Here is a 4,004-nt window from a genome sequence, read left to right on the forward strand (position 1 = left end):
TAGCGAAATGAGTGAAGCTCAACAGCAAAATATCATTAAATGGGGATTGCTTGCAGCAGGCGCAGGTCCAGCCTTATCAATCCTTGGCAAAGGTATCGGAGTTATCGGAGGAATCACTAAAGGTATCGGCTTCCTCACTCAAGGTATTGGTAAAGTCGGTGGTGGGCTTTCTGTATTAGGCAAGACATTCCAACTATTTAAACAAGGTAGCAGTCTTTCTTCTGCATTTAAAACTGCAACAACCGGAATCACTGCAACTAGCACTGCTGCAGAAGGTGCAGTAGCTTCTACTGGTCTATTAGCAAAAGGTATCGCACTGCTTGGGAACCCTGTCACCTGGGGAGTCCTAATAGGCGGTGTTGCTGTTGGTGTGATTGCTACAGTAGCAAAAGAAATGGCAGACGCAAACGAACGCACTCAAACGTGGGGTACAAGCGTAAGCAAGCTACAAGACCAAGAATTATCACGGTTAAAATCCAAAGTCGATGAAGTGCATCAAGCTACCGTAGGCTTTGGGCAAGGTGGCGCACAAGCGGTTGAAAATGTACGTAAGAGTGTGCAAGGGCTTGCCGATGATATCCAGAAAGCGATTGACAAAGACCTTGAGAAAACTCTTAAAGGGCTTGAAAAGGTTGGTGCGAATGAAACAATCCAAAAACGTGCTGTAGCGCAAGCAGAACAGCAAAAGAAAAACATCCAGTCGATGACAGATGAGATTGTACAGATTTATCAAAATGCATCTGACCAACACAGAAAGATTACTCGCGAAGAACAAGCGATTATTTCTGACTACGAAAATCAATTTATTGATAAGCAATTGTCATTGCAGAAGTATTCTGCCGATGAACGTACCGCAATTGTGAAAGCCATGAATGGCCAGATCAGTGATCTGAATGAAACGCAGTTACGTAAAGGTACAGGAGTCGTAGCTAAATGGCTCAAAGAGGAACAGAAACTCTACGATGAGCAAGTGACTGCATTGAAAGATGCTCACGAAAAGGGAATTTATAGCCAGTCCGAATACAATAAGGAAATGGAAAAATTAAATGCCCAACACAAGACCAAAATGGAAGCCTATGGCCGTGAGTATGCAGAACTTCAAAAAGAGTGGAGTAAGAAAGTACCTCTTAACTTCGGTAACGATGAACAACGTAAGATGTACTTTGACCAGATGCGCAAGGATTGGGCAGAGCTTGGACTTGATTATGACAAGATGATGGCCAAGGCAGACCAATTTGCTGACATCGTAGGTCGTTCATCTGGTATGGTCGCTAAAAGCGTACAAAATATGTCGCAGGAGACCAAAGATGCTAACAACCTATGGAATGGATTGGTATTTGATCCTAAGACTGGGCAAGTCAAAACCAATGCACAAGAGGAAGTAACTAAAGCACTCCAAGCCGAAAATGGCTGGGAGAATATGCAGTTTATCCTCAAGCACGCAAACCTTGAGACTAACGCTAAGATGACGATCGGACAAGCGCTGGTTGAGGTTGGTAAGTGGGATAGTTTAACCCCACAAGAAAAAGAACTTGTGGTCGGCAACAATCAAGGTATGCAAGCCATCCTTGATAATAAAACATTGTTAGAACAATACAATGCTATGCCAGCGGAAGTTAAAGAACTCTTAATGAAGAATACTGACTTCTTATCATCTGGTGAACGTGCTACTGCGATCATTGAACGCTGGAACACACTCACACCAGAGCAGAAAGAACTGATCTTAAAGGACGCTGCTAGCGATAAGGCTGAACGTGTACGGCTTGCAGTTGACTCTTTAACTGGTATGGCTCACGTAGTCAATTTAGATGCAGAAGATAAGACCAAGAGTGCTATTGCTAGTGCGGTGTCTGGTATTTTAACACTACCTACCGACCATAAGACGGACTTGATTGCAACTCCAGACGGTGTAACGCTTGGAACTAACCAAGCAATGAGCGCTTTAGGATTATATAACGGATTTAACGTACCAAAAAAACAAATTACCGCTGATCCAAGCAATGCGAATAATGCTGCACAGCAAGCGATTAACAAACAGCAAGAATGGAACAGCACACCGTCACCCGTCAAACCACAGTTAGGCGATCCGACTGGTGCGATAACTGCTGCAAGACAAGCGATTGATAATCAAAATGCTTGGAACGCAACTCCATCACCAACCAAACATACGACAGGCGATAGTAGTAGTGCCGTCAATGCTGCGAACAGTGCTACCAATGCTATCAACGGCATCCCAACAAGTCACCACACGACTATCACAGCTACAGAGGTAGTAAATAAAGTAGTCAACTCATTCTCCCGTGTTTTTGGATCAAGACACGAAAAAGGTACGAACTTCCACGAAGGTGGTCTTGCAATGGTTAACGACCAGCGAAATGCAGTCTACAAAGAAATGGTAACATTACCAGACGGAAGCTCATTTATTCCAGATGGACGGGACGTTGTACTCAACTTGCCTCGTGGATCCAAAGTATTGCGAGCTGATAGAACTAAGCGCTTGATGAAAAATCTTGGCTTCCCAAGATATGCAACAGGGGTCGGAATTCCGGAAGATGCCAAATTCTTGCGAGAAATGAAAAATGCCAGCCAGCAATTTTTATTTAAAGAAACATCCAACGGAAATAGCTACAGTGGTGAAAATATCGTTGCTGAGATCGAAATTCTGAGAGCAAGTTTAGAAAAGATCCTTACTGCTATCCTTGAAAAACCATCAGAAACCTATCTGGACGGTGATGTTTTAGCGCAAAACAGCTATCAAAGATATTCTAAAATCATGGCAAGGGAGGGAATCTAATGTTTAACATGATTATAAATGGATTTGACACTGGATCAATCCCAAACTGCTATGTGACGGATTTTGGAGAAGACCAGACGGCTACACCAAGGGTCGAATCAAATACGATTTACGGGGTAAATGGAGATTATAATCTTTATGATGGAGCTTATGACGGGTACGATAAGACAGTGAGTTTATACGTTGTCAAAACAAGTGAAATCGAAATGATTGTCAATCAATTCAAACAAGAGGAAAATAAAATAGAGTTTAGTCATCGACCAGGCTCTATTTTTTATGCTGATTTTCAGAGCGCATCATTTAAACAGAACGGTTTGCATGCTTGGACTTTAGAAATCAAGTTAAAGATGCATCCATTCCGTTACTTAAACAATGATGCTGCAGTCACTTTAGCAGGTAACGGCACAGTAAACAATCCAGGAACGGTATATTCTGAACCTGTCATTACAATCGAGGGCAATGGTGATGTCTCTCTAACCATTGGGAAGCAAACCATGCAACTCACGATTGATACAAAGGCAACAATTGACTGTCGTCACAAAAAACAAAATGTTTACGACAAAAATGGAAATCTGAAAAATACATTGAGAAAACGAGGCGGTTTCTTCGAAATTGCTCCAGGTATGTCTGGGATTGCAGTTTCAGGAACGGTTTCAAAAATCACAATCAAAGGGAACTGGAGGTATAAAGTATGATCTATCTGCAAGAGGGTAATTTCCCTCTTAACGAAGCTTTTAGCTCTGAAATCGTCCAGGAAGCTAACAGCACCTATCAGCTTACCTTTAAATTTCCCACATCAGACCCCAAATGGGCATTGTTAATTCCGGAAACAGAATTAGTTGCTGATGACTTGCACGGAGAACAGTACTTTACTATCTTTGAAGTCGAAAAGCAACACGGATATGTCACAGTATACGCCAATCAAGTAGCAACATTACTCAATGGTTATTCTATCAACAAGATTAATGTTGATCGAGTGAATGGAGCAACTGTGATGAATGCGCTTGTTGCCGGATTTAAACGAGAAACACCATTCACATTTTTTTCCGATGTGATGTCAAAACACACCCTCAATCTTAAAGATATCTCAGCGATGGAAGCCTTGGCCAAAGACAAGCATTCCATCGTTGGGCAGTGGGGTGGAGATCTTGTCCGGGATAAGTACAGTGTTCGATTGCTGGAACATGGCGGAATCGAAAACGAATCATTG

At 42.3% G+C, this 4,004-nt stretch carries 2 protein-coding genes and 1 pseudogene; all 3 read left to right on the forward strand.

Annotated elements, in window-relative coordinates; all coding sequences use genetic code 11:
• Positions 1-2,794, forward strand: a pseudogene (locus HMPREF2926_RS11145) (hypothetical protein); the annotation flags it as partial.
• Positions 2,794-3,489: a phage tail family protein gene (locus tag HMPREF2926_RS02275; protein WP_070586308.1), complete on the forward strand. Its 696-nt coding sequence runs from the start codon at positions 2,794-2,796 to the stop codon at positions 3,487-3,489. The pseudogene HMPREF2926_RS11145 and the gene HMPREF2926_RS02275, both read left to right, overlap by 1 nt.
• The coding region (locus HMPREF2926_RS02280; protein ID WP_305366793.1) for a phage tail spike protein at positions 3,486-4,004 on the forward strand (519 nt) is incomplete at its 3' end. The genes HMPREF2926_RS02275 and HMPREF2926_RS02280, both read left to right, overlap by 4 nt.

The sequence above is a fragment of the Streptococcus sp. HMSC078D09 genome, assembly GCF_001813675.1.
Lineage (GTDB): Bacteria > Bacillota > Bacilli > Lactobacillales > Streptococcaceae > Streptococcus.